16 protein-coding genes and 2 tRNA genes are annotated in these 13,387 nt (G+C 56.3%); 17 read left to right on the top strand and 1 reads right to left on the bottom strand.

From position 1 onward, the window contains the following. Positions 1-82: 82 nt before the first annotated feature. Complete coding sequence (locus E2L05_RS09960) at positions 83-1,003, top strand: GNAT family N-acetyltransferase (RefSeq protein ID WP_165971729.1); 921 nt, start codon at positions 83-85, stop codon at positions 1,001-1,003. A 253-nt stretch (positions 1,004-1,256) separates the two neighbouring features. Here the strand turns inward: E2L05_RS09960 and E2L05_RS09955 are convergent. Then, positions 1,257-1,331: transfer RNA gene (locus tag E2L05_RS09955), tRNA-Thr, on the bottom strand. A gap of 204 nt (positions 1,332-1,535) precedes the next feature. On the opposite strand from E2L05_RS09955, the gene E2L05_RS09950 reads away from it, so the two are divergent. From E2L05_RS09950 to tnpC, 16 genes are all read left to right on the top strand, one after another. Continuing rightward, positions 1,536-1,715, top strand: a complete 180-nt coding sequence (locus E2L05_RS09950) for a hypothetical protein (RefSeq protein ID WP_133342762.1) — start codon at positions 1,536-1,538, stop codon at positions 1,713-1,715. A gap of 5 nt (positions 1,716-1,720) precedes the next feature. After that, positions 1,721-2,986, top strand: coding sequence for a UDP-N-acetylglucosamine 1-carboxyvinyltransferase (gene murA, locus E2L05_RS09945; RefSeq protein WP_133342761.1), 1,266 nt, complete (start codon positions 1,721-1,723; stop codon positions 2,984-2,986). Beyond that, positions 2,983-3,462, top strand: coding sequence for a DUF2948 family protein (locus E2L05_RS09940; RefSeq protein WP_133342760.1), 480 nt, complete (start codon positions 2,983-2,985; stop codon positions 3,460-3,462). Before murA ends, E2L05_RS09940 begins: the two co-directional genes overlap by 4 nt. Before the next feature lie 73 nt (positions 3,463-3,535). Continuing rightward, positions 3,536-4,846 (top strand): histidinol dehydrogenase, encoded by a 1,311-nt coding sequence (gene hisD, locus E2L05_RS09935; RefSeq protein WP_133342759.1) that lies wholly within the window; start codon positions 3,536-3,538, stop codon positions 4,844-4,846. Continuing rightward, positions 4,843-5,304 (top strand): UPF0262 family protein, encoded by a 462-nt coding sequence (locus E2L05_RS09930; RefSeq protein WP_133342758.1) that lies wholly within the window; start codon positions 4,843-4,845, stop codon positions 5,302-5,304. Before hisD ends, E2L05_RS09930 begins: the two co-directional genes overlap by 4 nt. A 114-nt stretch (positions 5,305-5,418) precedes the next feature. Continuing rightward, complete coding sequence (gene infA, locus E2L05_RS09925) at positions 5,419-5,637, top strand: translation initiation factor IF-1 (RefSeq protein ID WP_011455993.1); 219 nt, start codon at positions 5,419-5,421, stop codon at positions 5,635-5,637. Positions 5,638-5,647: 10 nt separating this feature from the next. Further along, positions 5,648-6,274: a Maf family protein gene (locus E2L05_RS09920; RefSeq protein WP_133342757.1), complete on the top strand. Its 627-nt coding sequence runs from the start codon at positions 5,648-5,650 to the stop codon at positions 6,272-6,274. Then, positions 6,271-7,305 (top strand): ribonuclease E/G, encoded by a 1,035-nt coding sequence (locus E2L05_RS09915; RefSeq protein ID WP_133342756.1) that lies wholly within the window; start codon positions 6,271-6,273, stop codon positions 7,303-7,305. The genes E2L05_RS09920 and E2L05_RS09915 overlap by 4 nt, the downstream gene beginning before the upstream one ends. Next, the gene (locus E2L05_RS09910) at positions 7,302-7,493 is read left to right on the top strand and encodes a DNA gyrase inhibitor YacG (RefSeq protein WP_133342755.1); all 192 of its coding nucleotides are present in this window, start codon (positions 7,302-7,304) and stop codon (positions 7,491-7,493) included. The genes E2L05_RS09915 and E2L05_RS09910 overlap by 4 nt, the downstream gene beginning before the upstream one ends. Positions 7,494-7,569: 76 nt before the next feature. Then, positions 7,570-7,644, top strand: a tRNA-Phe gene (locus E2L05_RS09905). Positions 7,645-7,767: 123 nt separating this feature from the next. After that, positions 7,768-8,913 carry a Shedu anti-phage system protein SduA domain-containing protein gene (locus E2L05_RS09900; RefSeq protein WP_133342754.1) on the top strand — a complete coding sequence of 382 codons (1,146 nt, stop codon included), beginning with the start codon at positions 7,768-7,770 and terminating at the stop codon, positions 8,911-8,913. Between the two features lie 85 nt (positions 8,914-8,998). Beyond that, entirely contained in the window at positions 8,999-10,075 is a 1,077-nt protein-coding gene (locus tag E2L05_RS09895; RefSeq protein WP_133342753.1) for a thymidylate synthase, read from the top strand. 11 nt (positions 10,076-10,086) lie between these two features. Next, complete coding sequence (locus E2L05_RS09890) at positions 10,087-10,890, top strand: alpha-glutamyl/putrescinyl thymine pyrophosphorylase clade 3 protein (protein WP_133342752.1); 804 nt, start codon at positions 10,087-10,089, stop codon at positions 10,888-10,890. A 95-nt stretch (positions 10,891-10,985) separates the two neighbouring features. After that, positions 10,986-11,354 (top strand): IS66-like element accessory protein TnpA, encoded by a 369-nt coding sequence (gene tnpA / locus E2L05_RS09885; protein ID WP_133342751.1) that lies wholly within the window; start codon positions 10,986-10,988, stop codon positions 11,352-11,354. Then, positions 11,351-11,698 carry an IS66 family insertion sequence element accessory protein TnpB gene (tnpB, locus tag E2L05_RS09880; RefSeq protein WP_208016246.1) on the top strand — a complete coding sequence of 116 codons (348 nt, stop codon included), beginning with the start codon at positions 11,351-11,353 and terminating at the stop codon, positions 11,696-11,698. Before tnpA ends, tnpB begins: the two co-directional genes overlap by 4 nt. A 62-nt stretch (positions 11,699-11,760) precedes the next feature. Further along, a complete protein-coding gene (gene tnpC, locus E2L05_RS09875; protein WP_133342750.1) occupies positions 11,761-13,359 on the top strand; it encodes an IS66 family transposase in 1,599 nt (532 codons plus the stop codon). Positions 13,360-13,387: the final 28 nt, after the last annotated feature.

Here is a 13,387-nt window from a genome sequence, read left to right as displayed (position 1 = left end):
TTAAGTAAGCATCGCGTTAATCCAGTCTATGGAATGGCACGACAGCCCCTGCCCTGACCAGCACTTGACCGGCACGGTGCCAATGCAACAACACCCGGCCTATGCACTGGCTTGCGCCGCGCTTGGTCGGCGAACGCGGTGGGTGACCCTTGGCGCACCTCACGCTCCGCTTGCAAGCGCGCTTGTTCTGTCGCGCCGCTGGCCCGTTTTTGGCCGTGCCGCGCTTGTGTCACGCGGACCGGTTTGGCACAGCAACCTATCCTCCCAAGATCGCCGTACTGCCCTTTTGCTCTTGCTAGAACATCTGCGCAAAGACCACAGTTTTGTCATCATGACACCAGATCCGGTCGCGGGCGGCGATCCTTTGGAAGGTACAGACCTTCTGCCGATGGTGACGCCAATGACGCTGGCCCGTCTGTGTCTGAGCGGCACACCCGCAGACCGCCGGGCAAGCCTGCATGGAAAATGGCGCAACCGTCTGGTGCGCGCCGAAGCCGGGGGCCTCGACGTGACTGCATCCCCCCTACCGGCGGACACCACTCATTGGCTTCTACAAGAAGAAGCTGCGCAGTCGCGGGAACGTCGATATCGACGCTTGCCACCAAGTTTCGCCGCCGCTTGGGCTGCCGCTTCGCCGGGCACAGCAACAGTCTTTACAGCAAAAATCGGGACCGATCGTATCGCGGGCATGCTATTTTTGCGCCACGGCTCATGCGCAAGTTATCATGTCGGGTGGTCCAACGACACAGCGCGAGCAAAGAACGCTCATAATTTGCTGATGTGGCACGCCATGGAATACCATGCACGGCAGGGCGTGACCTCAATGGATCTCGACCTGATCGACACACAGTCACAACCCGGTCTCGCCCGTTTCAAATTAGGAACCGGGGCAAAACCAGTTCAGCTTGGAGCGACGCGGATCAGCGCGCCCGGCACTCGTTTAATGGGGACCCTTTCGATGGGCCTTGAAGACAGAGGGTTTCGTCACCTTCTGAGGCATTAGCTTGGCGTACAAGTTTCTGAGGCGACGTTTCTGACCTTAGGCGGGGGCGGCTTCCCTTACCCTGGTCGGGCTCCTCTTCGTGCATGCAATGTGGATTGCCGAACAACGTGATGTGTTTGGGGGCGCCGCCATGCCCCCTAGATCAGATGGTTCAATGACGCGCCCGACTTCAGGCAAAAAGGTGGACAAATTGCTGAGAAGATAAGCAAATCAATGGTAACTAATGTACCGTTGGATTGAAATTTTTGGAAAATGGTGCCGCAGGGGAGGATTGAACTCCCGACCTCGTCATTACCAATGACGCGCTCTACCACTGAGCTACTGCGGCCATGCCGTTGATCGGCGGGTGTGGCAGGGCTGATAGACGCAAAGCGCAGCCCGTGCAAGGCCCCGATGACCGGGAAATCGGATTTTTCAGGCATCCGGTGCTGACAGCAGTCCACTGCACGCCGCCGTGGCAGCGTGACCGCACAATTGCACCTTGCACAGCAGCATCTGGACCCCTGCGCAGCCCTGCGGTAGGGACAGTGTCATGACGAAGGATCCGGACGACGATACACTCAACGAGGCGGACGAACCAACGCCACCGCGCGCAAAAGCCCCGGAACACTCGGCCCGCGACGCACGGCTGAAAGCCGCGCTGCGCGCCAATCTCGCACGGCGCAAGTCGCAACGCAGGGCACGACGCCCCACTCCCGACCCAAAGGACTGAACACTATGGACAAGATCGTGGTGCATGGCGGCGCCGAATTGTCGGGCTCGATCCCGATTGCTGGGGCAAAAAACGCGTGCCTTGCCCTTATGCCTGCGACATTGCTGTCGGATGAGCCTTTGACGCTGACCAACGCTCCGCGACTTTCGGATATCGCCACCATGGGCGATTTGTTGGCGTCGCTGGGCGTCGAAGTATCCCGAATGCAGGATGGCAAGGTCGTCGCACTGTCGAGCCACGCGTTGACAAGCCATGTCGCGGACTATGAAATCGTGCGAAAGATGCGCGCCTCCAATCTTGTGCTTGGTCCGTTGCTGGCGCGCGCTGGTCAGGCTGTAGTGTCGCTTCCGGGGGGGTGCGCGATTGGGGCCCGGCCAATGGACATTCACGTCACCGCACTTGAGGCGCTCGGCGCCACGATCGAACTGCGCGATGGGTATCTGCATGCCGAGGCCCCAAACGGGCTGAAAGGCGCAAGGATTCCCATGCGGTTCCCGTCTGTTGGTGCCACCGAGAACACCTTGATGGCGGCCGTTCTCGCCAAGGGCACAACGGTCATCGAAAACGCCGCAAGAGAACCTGAAATCGTGGACTTGGCCGAGCTTCTGATGGCCATGGGTGCCCAGATCGAAGGCGCTGGCGGGCCGGTCATTACAATCGAAGGCGTCGACCGCCTGCATGGGGCAACCCATCAGGTCGTCGCGGACCGGATCGAGCTGGGCACTTACATGCTGGCCCCAGCAATTGCTGGCGGATCCGTGGAATTGATCGGTGGCCGAATGGGCCTGCTGACGGCGTTTTGTGAAAAGCTGGACGAAGCAGGCGTCGAGATAGTTGAAACCGAAAAAGGAATTCGGGTGTCGCGCAAGAACGGACGGGTCAAAGCCGTCGACGTGGTGACAGAGGTATTTCCCGGCTTCCCAACCGACTTGCAGGCTCAAATGATGGCGCTGATGTGCACCGCAGATGGCACCAGCGTCCTCGAAGAACGTATCTTTGAAAACCGCTTCATGCACGCCCCCGAACTGATGCGCATGGGCGCTTTGATCGACGTGCAAGGGGGGCACGCGACGGTCACAGGCGTCCCTCGCCTCAAGGGGGCTCCGGTTATGGCAACCGACCTGCGCGCCAGCGTTTCGCTGATCCTTGCCGGTCTGGCCGCAGAGGGCGAGACAGTCGTCAACCGGGTCTATCACCTTGATCGCGGATACGAACGGGTGGAGCACAAGTTGGGCGCGTGCGGGGCGCGCATCGAACGGGTGAGCGAATGACTGGTGACGCGACCTTTGAAGATGGTGCCGAAGCGCCCCTGCGCCTGATCGCGCAAGGCCCTGATGATTTGCCCATTGTTTCGGCGTTGGTTCAGGATGCGGTGTTTCCATCCACTGAAATGACCTGGGACCGTCCCGCCCGGCGCTTTGCCCTGTTGCTCAACCGCTTCCGTTGGGAAGATCGCCCACGTGCAGAGAAACATAAGCGCGCGTATGAACGAGTACAGTCTGTTTTGGTTATCGGCGATGTTCTGCGGGTCGCGTCTACTGGCATTGACCGGGCTGATCGCGATTTGGTGCTCTCGCTCTTATCCATCTCGTACGAGCCGGGTGAAGATGGCGCTGGCGACATTATCTTGACCCTCGCGGGCGACGGGGCGATCCGCCTGTCGGTCGAATGTGTGGACATGACGTTGACAGACGTCACACGACCCTATGTTGCCCCATCGGGAAAAGCCCCGAACCACACCGGGTGAAAGCCTAGCTTACGGCAACGCGTCCCTTGAGCCTTCGGCAACGGGGCGTTAACACCGCGCAAAGGGAAAACACATGCCACAATTTCTGGACACTTCGGATACTGGGTTTGAAACGGAGTTTGCCGCTCTTTTGACGGCAAAACGCGAAGATGCGCCGGACGTAGATGACGCTGTCGCCGAAATTATCGCAGATGTCAGAAACCGCGGCGACGCCGCCGTGATTGAACTGACCGCGAAATTTGACCGGCTGGAATTGACCCCGGACACGCTCGCTTTTTCAGAAGACGAAATTGATGAAGCCTGTGCCAAGGTAAGCGATGATGATCGTGCCGCGCTGCATCTGGCCGCTGATCGGATTCATGCCTATCACGCGCGCCAAGTGCCCGAGGATGAAAGTTGGACCGATGCTTGCGGGGCAACACTTGGCTGGCGCTGGACACCCGTTGGGGCTGCTGGCCTCTATGTGCCCGGCGGGTTGGCCTCCTATCCATCTTCAGTTCTGATGAACGCGATACCAGCCCGCGTGGCTGGCGTTCCCCGGTTGGTGATCTGTGCGCCAACCCCGGATGGTGTTTCAAACCCGCTGGTCTTGTTAGCGGCGCGGCTTTCGGGTGTGGATACCGTATACCGAATCGGCGGCGCGCAGGCGATTGCAGCCCTCGCCTATGGCACCGAAACGATCAAAGGCGTCGACAAAATAACCGGCCCCGGCAATGCGTATGTCGCCGCTGCGAAACGGCGGGTCTTTGGCAAGGTTGGCATCGATATGATCGCCGGCCCGTCCGAAATTCTTGTCATCGCCGATGCAGACAATGATCCCGATTGGATCGCCGTTGATTTAATGAGTCAGGCCGAACACGACGAAAGCGCCCAGTCGATCCTGATCACGGACGATGCCGCCTTTGGCCAAGCTGTTGCGGATGCCGTCACGCGCAGACTTGAGACACTGGAACGGCGAGCAATCGCCGGTAAAAGCTGGCGCGACTTTGGGGCAATTATCACCGTGCGCGACTTGACCGAGGCCGCTGAACTTAGCGACCGGATCGCCCCCGAACATCTGGAACTGTGCGTTGCTGACCCCGACGCGCTTGCCGCCAAAATCACCCATGCCGGAGCGATTTTCCTTGGCGCATGGACCCCTGAAGCCATTGGTGATTACATCGGCGGCCCAAACCACGTCTTGCCAACTGCGCGTTCTGCCCGGTTCTCGAGCGGGCTATCGGTAATGGATTTCATCAAACGGACGACTTTGGCAAGAATGACACCCGGCGCGCTGAGAGCCATCGGCCCGGCTGCTGAACGGCTTGCTGTTTCAGAGAGCCTTGAAGCGCACGCACTATCGGTGCGCGCAAGACTGAATCGCTTAAACGAGGCCGCCGAATGACCGAAAGACTGTCACAGATCACGCTTGAAAGCAGCGACGGCCGTGCGCCCAGCCCAGAAATTGAACAGGAACAGAATGTCGCGATCTTTGACCTGATCGAAGAAAATCATTTTGCGTTGAAACATGCCCCTGCCGGCCCTTACCAACTGGCCCTTGGACTTGCTGGAAGTCGGCTGACGTTTGACCTGAAGTGCGAAGATGGCTCTGCCGCGACACAGTTCACCGTTACCTTGGGCGAATTGCGGCAGATCGTTAAAGACTACACGCAGATTTGCGCAAGTTATTATGAAGCAGTGCGCTCAAAGCCGCCGGCCGAAATCGAAGTGCTGGACGAGGCGCGTCGCGCAATCCATCTGGAGGGCGCCCGAACCTTGATCACTGTCCTTGACGATTACGCAGTGCTGGACGAGGATACAGCAAGGCGATTGTTCACGCTGGTCTGCGCACTGGCGGCATAAACCTGATCCTTGCAGGATCTGGCGTTTATGCGCTTTACCCCTTGAAAATTTGCGCTCGTTGGCGCATCTAGTCGCGTGCTCGCAGCGTGGCGAGCGATTTAGAACGGAGTGACCATGGCCAAGGAAGAAATGCTCGAATTCCCCGGCGTCGTGAAGGAACTCCTGCCCAACGCGACATTCCGGGTCGAGCTTGAGAACGGCCATGAGATTATCGCACACACGGCAGGAAAAATGCGCAAGAACCGGATTCGTGTTCTGGCAGGTGACAAGGTGCAGGTCGAAATGACCCCCTATGACCTGACCAAGGGCCGGATCAACTATCGCTTCAAGTAAAGGCGCCGTGATGAGCGACTTGCAGCCCCCGGCCCAGCCCGATGGGGCTGTCGCACCGCGTCTTGTTCTTGGTTCCGGCAGCCCGCGACGTCTTGAACTGCTGGGCGTTCTTGGGATTACGCCCGACGCCATAACACCGCCTGACATCAATGAAGACCCGCGCGTCGGCGAAGTGCCTCGCGTGTATTGCGCGCGCATCGCCCGCGAGAAAGCCGCCGCTGTGATCGCCGGCCCTGACGATATCATTCTGTGCGCTGATACCACCGTGGCCATGGGACGCCGCATCATGGGCAAGCCCGCTGACGCTGGCGAAGCTGCGTCGTTCCTCTTGGCACTATCGGGACGAAGACACCGGGTGATCACTGCTGTGTGTGTTCGCCGTGGCGCACGCATATGGCAGCGCGAAGTGGAAAGCCGAGTGCAAATGAAATCTCTATCTGACGAAGAACTGAACGCCTATCTGTCCTCCGGTGACTGGCAGGGCAAAGCGGGCGGGTATGGTATTCAGGGCCCTGCCGGCGCTTTCATTCCATGGACATCGGGATCGTTCACCGCAATCGTTGGCTTGCCCTTGGCTGAAACTGCCACATTGCTCACGGCGGCGGGTTTTCCTGTATGGCAACGGGTGGCGGCATGAAGGGATCTCAAATTCTGATCGATACGTTGGCGGGACGACCTGCTGCTGCGCTGATGCGTGACGGGCAGCTTGACGACCTCCTGATCGATCCGCCGGATGACGTCCCTCGCCCCGGCGCAATATATCGGGCGCGCGTGGACAGACCTATGAAAGGTCTTGGCGGGCGCATGCTGTCGATTCCGGGGGGCAGCGCTTTTGCCCGTCAGGGCCAAGACCTTGCAGCAGGTGCATCTGTTCTGGTGCAAGTCACCGGCTATGCTGAACCGGGCAAAGCAGTGCCTGTAACCCTCAAAGTCTTGTTCAAAAGCCGGTATTGCATCGTGACGCCAGGTGCACCGGGCATCAATCTCTCCCGCAGCATCAAGGATGAAGACGCGCGGGCACGGCTACGCAGTGTTCTGGACGAGTTTGAATTTCCCGAAGGGGTCGGCGTGATCCTTCGATCGGCCGCGCAAACCGCCGAGGATGACGCACTCGCCGACGATCTTGCCGATACGCTTGATCTGGCCCTACAGGTAAGCGGCGCCACGAAGGGCGGTCCCGAGCTTTTGCTGGATGGGCCAACGCCCGACCTTTTGGCATGGCGGGACTGGTCAGACGTAGCCGCAAGCGACGTCATTCTGGAGCCTGGGTGCTTTGACACGCACGGCGCGGCAGAGGCTATTGACGAATTGCGCCAGCCTCGGGTCGCCCTTCCCGGCGGCGGGCACATGTACGTGGAGCCAACCCGCGCGCTCGTAGCCGTGGATGTGAATACCGGAAACGACACCAGCCTTGCCGCAGGCCTTAAAACGAACATCGCAGCGATCCGTGAGCTGCCCCGCGCGTTGCGCCTGCTCGGCCTTGGTGGCCAGATCGTCATAGATTTCGCTCCCATGGCAAAGAAGGACCGACGCAGCTTCGAGCAAACCATCCGTACCGCCCTGCGCACATGCCCCGTTGAAACCGCACTTGTCGGCTGGACGCCGTTGGGGCATTTCGAACTGAGCCGGAAGCGCGAGCGACTGCCAATCAGTGTGACACTCTCATGATTTGTCCGATCTGCAACAAAGCCGAAGCAGCAGAGCAATACCGACCCTTCTGCAGCCGCCGCTGTGCGGATATAGATCTCGGGAAGTGGCTTACGGGCGGCTATTCCATCCCCGCCTCGCATACCGACGAAGACGACGATGAAATTGTTGCGGCGACCGAAACCGACGACATGAAAAAACGGCACTGATTTTGTGATTTGTACTCTGGACACCTGATCGGGGACCGCCTAAAACGCCCAGACCCGAACGATAATCGTTCCCCATGCCCGGGTAGCTCAGGGGTAGAGCAGTGGATTGAAAATCCTCGTGTCGGTGGTTCGATTCCGCCCCCGGGCACCACTTTTATATAAATAAAACAATATAATAGGCGTGATTTTGATCGCCTGAAGCACGACTGATTTTGTCGTGGGTATCATTAGGGTATCATTTCCCATTCTTCCCTAGGTCGGATAGCGTGTTCAGATGTTGGCGTATTTCGCGGTCAACAAAGTTGCCACTTCTTGGGAGATCACAGGTTTGCTCGAAGACGAAGTCAATGATTTCATTGAAAGGGGGGCTAACCCGCAAACCCTAAGTTCGTTGTTGAACCGTTGTATGGACCAAGGAACGACACAGGCAATGAATTTGGTTCGCCGCCTTTTTGAAGATGACTATGGCGGTATCACCTATAAGTGGGAACTAAAGGAGCCCGCCGCTGCTGCCTTACTTTTTTGGAGCGAGCAAGGAATTGAAGAAATAGCTCAGGCCGCTGTGAACCTTTCCAACCTTTCGAACCATACTATCGCCTTTGACGTGCTCTCGTCCGCAGCATCAGCTTCGCCTTCAATGAGAATGAAAGTTGGGTCGGGTTCTGAACTGTGGCAACGGGTAATTGATGCGGGAGGAACGTCATGTGGTGTACAAGAGGCTGCCAGAAAGAAATTGGTTGAATTGGTTTTATCCATTGAAAGAGAAGATGATCTTGCGGCATCTCTTGCACAAGTTTTCTTTCGGCATCAGGTGTCACCAGATAGCGTCAAAGCCGCAAAGGAAATAGTGAGAGCAGTCGCGAGTCGATGGTTTTCAATTGGAGAAAAGACGCTACGCGAGTTTCAGGACTTGATTGATGACTGCGGCTCCTGCGAACCTGTGTTTCAAACCTTCTTTGAGGCAAACCCACAACTCCTAGACCCTATGGCGATAGAGGTTTGGCCAGAGCCAAATCTGTTTGGCTCTCGGAAGCCGGATTTTGTGGTGAAGCGATCAGACGGAAGCTATCTTGTTGTTGAGATCGAATGTCCAAGCAAGAATCTGATCACAAAAGCAGGTCACCCCTCTGCGGATGTTACTCACGCTGAACATCAAGTGACGGACTATCGAAAATACATGCTGGACCATATCGGAAACGTGAGAAACGTGTTTCCCGGATTTTCGAGTCCAGACTGCTTGGTTATCGTTGGCTTGGAGAACACTCTGACGCCTGACCAAAAGTTGGTATTGGCATCACTAAACGAAGCACGTCACCGCATAAAGGTTGTTGGGTTCGATTGGCTTTTGGAGCGAGCAAAAAGAGTCTCGAAAAATGTATCTGAACACGGGGTGATCGTAAGTGTAAAAAGAATGACATGAGCCAACGGTACGGAATTGCTTTAGTTACCTCTTGAAATTGTGCGGAACAAAGCAGAAATTCAACCCTAAGAAGAGGTTGGTAAAATTGTTCCACGCAAGCGAAGATAGCCTTGATGATTTGATGAGGGCTGTTTTTAAGCAGCTACTAAATGGGCGAGGGAACTTTCAGGTCGAGTCTAGCAAAGGCAATAGTACGGAGGCCTTTGGCGCGCTGTTGGAGCTTAAGAACCCACGAGCGCGGTTAAGTCGTTCATTCTCGAAGGCCAAAGCCTTTAGTCCGCTTGGTGAATTGTTTTGGTATTTGTCCGGTAGTGATAGCGTCGATTTCATCAAACACTACATCCCTAACTATCCCAAAATGATCAAAGATGAGGTGAAAGCAAGCGGTGCCTATGGGCCCAGAATATTCGGTGAAAATGCTCAAGCGAAGCTCGATGGTGTCAGTGAATGGGATCGAGTAATCCGTACGCTGCGCGAACGGGAAGGGTCAAGAAACGCCCTAGTTCAGATATATGACAATTCAGATGCAAAGCCGAAAAACGGGGACAAGCCGTGCACCTGCACCATTCAATTCGCGGTTAGGAACAAGCAGTTGTTCATGCACACACACATGCGTTCCAACGATGCATTTTTCGGCCTTCCGCATGACATTTTCGCGTTTACGATGTTACAAGAGATCGCAGCGCGCGAGCTGGGCTTTGGGTTAGGTAGGTACACTCATTCAGTGACCAGTCTACATTTATATCATGACTGTACAGCAACGGAGGATCGTCCGGCGAACATCTCAACGTCAGGTGCCAAAGCCTATTACAGAGAGGGTTTTCATGATTTTTCACCAATGCCTGAGATGCCCCTTGGAAGCCCTTGGTCCAGTATAGAGCACGTAAAAGCCGCAGAGCAAAAAATCCGAACCGGAAACATCGACCACACCGCACCGGCTGACCTCGATCCGTACTGGCGCGACTTCATTGAGCTTTTCAGAATTCACAAGATATTTGAAGAAATGAGGAAACGCGGAGATGATCTCAGCACCGAGAGGTCTGAGCTACGCAAAGTTGTAAAGATGATGAGGGACATTTCACCGACCTACCGAATATACATCCTTGGCAGGCTCGATAAAAAACAATCTCCCGTTAGGGATCTTTTTGAGAACCTAAGTTAAGGTAGCCAAGCATGAACGGCATTCACAAAAACAGAATCAATGAGTTTGTTGGGAAAATAGCGGAGATTGATGCGCAGTTTGGCCCCCTTCCCGGCATAGCAACTGCCCAGCGGAGACATTGTTGGGCACAACAGATCATTTCTAGTCTTCGTCGAATTTCATATACTGAAACCTTGATAATGCAGGGAGTTAGTCCGGCCAGATGCGATCCTCATTCGGATATTTTCGACCCAGTTAGAGGATCACTTCACTACCATCGACAAGGGCAGCTTGATGAAGCGATTTGGCTAACATTTATCCTTACTCACTTCGGCAAACATTCGGTGGACGAATGGGCGTTTGCCCAAGATGTTTATGGATCATTCCAAGCGGGACCTGTTTGGTCATTTGCAACTTATGGTGCCGACCCAGTAGCATTCGAAAACATGCTGGTGGCAAACGCAGGTGGTATTGCTACTCGAAAGTTCTCAAATCACCGAAAATTCCAAAGTAAAAGGCCGGATGCGATAGCAAGGACATTTCGTACTTACTATCAGTGGCAAACCGAATTTGGGGGTTTTCAAGACCGATTGGTAGCCACCCATGCAAGAGTTGGGCAAGAGCCTCACGCAACATTCGATGCGTTATACAAATCCATGACAAGTGTTTTTGGCTTCGGCGGTGGACGACTTGGTAGGTTCGACTTTCTCACGATGCTGGGCAAGCTTCAGTTGGCCCCAATTGCCCCCGGAAGTGTTTATTTGGACAAGGCGACGGGGCCGTTGGCAGGGGCGCGGTTCTTGTTCTTTGGTGATCGAGAACATGCTATAACGTAACCGCCCGATTGGCACCGCCTGCCTAATTTTGGCGTGATGGTTTAAGATACGTGCATAGCGACGTCGTTAGTGACGTGTCTTATGCGGAGGGTGTCATGCGGGGCGAGGTCCTTGGTTTTGAGCGGCGGCGGCGCTGGAATGATGATGACAAGTTGGCGATTGTTTCATCCGTCGGCATTGACGGGGCGACGGTCACGCATGTTGCGCATAGGCACGATGTGACGCGCCAGCAGATTTACCGATGGCGGCATGAGCTTAAGAAGAAGGGGCTTTGGCCCACCGGCGAGGGCGCAGTTTTTCTACCAATTGATTTCCATGTTGCAGACGTAGTGTCATCAGCCTCGGAGCCCACACCGCCGTCTGCGGTGGAGCTTTCCTTGAACAATGGACGTTGCTTGCGATTTGATACTGGCGTGGAAGCAGCCGCGCTGACGCGATTGATCCGGGCGGTGGAAGCCGCGTGATCGGTCCGGGAACCGGGGTTCGGGTTTATCTGGCCTGTGGGGTGACGGATATGAGGAAGGGCATCGCGGGCCTTTCGATCTTGGCGCAGGACGTGTTGCGCCAGAAGCCAGCAAGTGGCGCGGTGTTTGCCTTTCGTGGACGACGGGGTGATCGGTTAAAGCTGCTGTACTGGGATGGTCAGGGCTTTTGTCTTTACTACAAGGTTCTGGAGCGGGGGCGGTTTCCATGGCCAAGCGCCCAGGATGGGGCTGTGCGGATGACCTCGGCGCAACTGGCGATGCTGTGGGAGGGGATCGATTGGCGTAGGCCAGATTGGGGTGCGCCACCGGCCCGCGTTGGTTGATTTATCTATCTGATATTGCTTATTTATATAGTGTTTTACTGTAAGTTTTGGTAATTTGCGCCATGCTGATTGATACTGAAAACCTGCCAGATGACCCCGTTCGTTTGAAGGCGATGATTGCGACTTTGCAGGCGGAGAATGCCAAGATATCGGCGACACTGCGGGCCCATGATCAATTGGTACAGGCCTTGCGGCTGCGGATCGCAAAGCTGCAGAAACAGGCGTTTGGTGCAAGCTCGGAAAAGATCGAGCGCGAGATTGAACAGCTTGAGTTGGCGCTGGAAGACCTACTGGTCGCGGTCGCTGAGGCGGAAGACGCACCGCTTGATGAAGATGAGGCTGACGCACCATCTTCTGCTGCATCCGAGCCGGTTGAGAATAAACCCCGCCGTCGCCCGCGTGTCTCGGACACGACCCCGCGTGAGCGCCGCGAGCTTGATCCCGGTGCCGCGTGCCCCGATTGCGGCGGTGATCTGCGGATCGTTGGTGAGGATGTCAGTGAACTGCTCGATATGATCACAGCGCAGCTCAAGGTGATCGAGATTGCCCGCATCAAGAAGTCCTGCCGCCGCTGCGAAAAGATGGTGCAGGTGCCCGCACCCAGCCGCCCGATCCCGGGCAGCATGGCGGGGCCCAATCTACTGGCGCATGTTTTGGTCTCGAAATTTGACGATCATCTTCCGCTTTACCGACAGAACGAAATCTTCGCGCGTATGGGGGCTGACATTCCAGACAGTACGCTGGTCGATTGGTGTGGGCGCGCGATGCAGGTTCTCCGGCCCATCATTGAGCGGGTCGAGGCGCATATCATGGCAAGTGATCTGCTGCATACAGATGACACGCCAATCCGGGTGCTGGACCGTGCGCGACGCGATAAGGGGTTGGGTAAAGGCGTGAAACAGGGCCGTATCTGGGCCTATGTCCGTGATCAGCGACCATGGGCGGGCACAGCGCCGCCGGGGGCGGTTTATTACTTTGCCCCTGACCGAAAAGGCGAACATGTCCGCCAGCACCTGCAAAACAGTAGCGGTATCTTGCAGGCAGACGCCTATGCCGGGTTCAATGCGCTGTATGAGAAAGGCCCTGACGGCAACAGTCAGTTCAAGGAGGCCGCCTGTTGGGCGCATCTGCGTCGCGACTTCCATGATGTATGGGCGTCGGACAAGTCACAGATCGCTCGTGAGGCCCTCGACAGGATAGGGAAGCTCTATGACATCGAGCGCGAAATCGCAGGTCAATCAGCTGATACGCGCCTTGCAGCACGCCAAAAGCTGAGCAAACCGAAGGTTGAGGCCTTCAAACTCTGGGCCGAACAACAGCTGACGCGGATCCCCGGCAAGAGCGATCTGGCGAAAGCCTTTCGTTATGGTCTGAGCCGTTGGCCGTCGTTCTGTTTGTTCCTTGAGGATGGTCGCGTGGCTATCGATAATAACGCGGCAGAACGTGCCATGCGCCCGATCGGGATTGGGCGCAAAAACTGGCTCTTTGCGGGTGCTGACACCGGGGCGGAAACTTTGGCGCGTGCGATGACGATCATCGAAACCGCAAAGCTGAACGCCATCGATCCACAAGCCTACCTTGCCGACGTCCTCGACCGCATCCACGATCACAAAATCAACCGGATCGACGAACTGATGCCTTGGAACTGGGGGTCAGCCTAAACCGTGGTATCAATCGGGCGGTTACGCT

The sequence above is a fragment of the Meridianimarinicoccus aquatilis genome (assembly GCF_004358675.1).
GTDB classification, from domain to species: domain Bacteria; phylum Pseudomonadota; class Alphaproteobacteria; order Rhodobacterales; family Rhodobacteraceae; genus Meridianimarinicoccus; species Meridianimarinicoccus aquatilis.
The sequence above is the reverse complement of the archived record's forward strand: the minus strand, read 5'-3'. Positions and strand labels throughout refer to the sequence as shown.

Coding starts and splice junctions, on each gene's coding strand:
- E2L05_RS09890 (WP_133342752.1), top strand. CDS start 10,087: ATGAACGGCATTCACAAAAACAGAATCAATGAGTTTGTTGGGAAAATA.
- tnpC (WP_133342750.1), top strand. CDS start 11,761: ATGCTGATTGATACTGAAAACCTGCCAGATGACCCCGTTCGTTTGAAG.
- E2L05_RS09915 (WP_133342756.1), top strand. CDS start 6,271: ATGAAGGGATCTCAAATTCTGATCGATACGTTGGCGGGACGACCTGCT.
- hisD (WP_133342759.1), top strand. CDS start 3,536: ATGCCACAATTTCTGGACACTTCGGATACTGGGTTTGAAACGGAGTTT.
- E2L05_RS09960 (WP_165971729.1), top strand. CDS start 83: ATGCAACAACACCCGGCCTATGCACTGGCTTGCGCCGCGCTTGGTCGG.
- E2L05_RS09930 (WP_133342758.1), top strand. CDS start 4,843: ATGACCGAAAGACTGTCACAGATCACGCTTGAAAGCAGCGACGGCCGT.
- E2L05_RS09940 (WP_133342760.1), top strand. CDS start 2,983: ATGACTGGTGACGCGACCTTTGAAGATGGTGCCGAAGCGCCCCTGCGC.
- infA (WP_011455993.1), top strand. CDS start 5,419: ATGGCCAAGGAAGAAATGCTCGAATTCCCCGGCGTCGTGAAGGAACTC.
- tnpA (WP_133342751.1), top strand. CDS start 10,986: ATGCGGGGCGAGGTCCTTGGTTTTGAGCGGCGGCGGCGCTGGAATGAT.
- E2L05_RS09900 (WP_133342754.1), top strand. CDS start 7,768: ATGTTGGCGTATTTCGCGGTCAACAAAGTTGCCACTTCTTGGGAGATC.
- E2L05_RS09950 (WP_133342762.1), top strand. CDS start 1,536: ATGACGAAGGATCCGGACGACGATACACTCAACGAGGCGGACGAACCA.
- murA (WP_133342761.1), top strand. CDS start 1,721: ATGGACAAGATCGTGGTGCATGGCGGCGCCGAATTGTCGGGCTCGATC.
- E2L05_RS09910 (WP_133342755.1), top strand. CDS start 7,302: ATGATTTGTCCGATCTGCAACAAAGCCGAAGCAGCAGAGCAATACCGA.
- E2L05_RS09920 (WP_133342757.1), top strand. CDS start 5,648: ATGAGCGACTTGCAGCCCCCGGCCCAGCCCGATGGGGCTGTCGCACCG.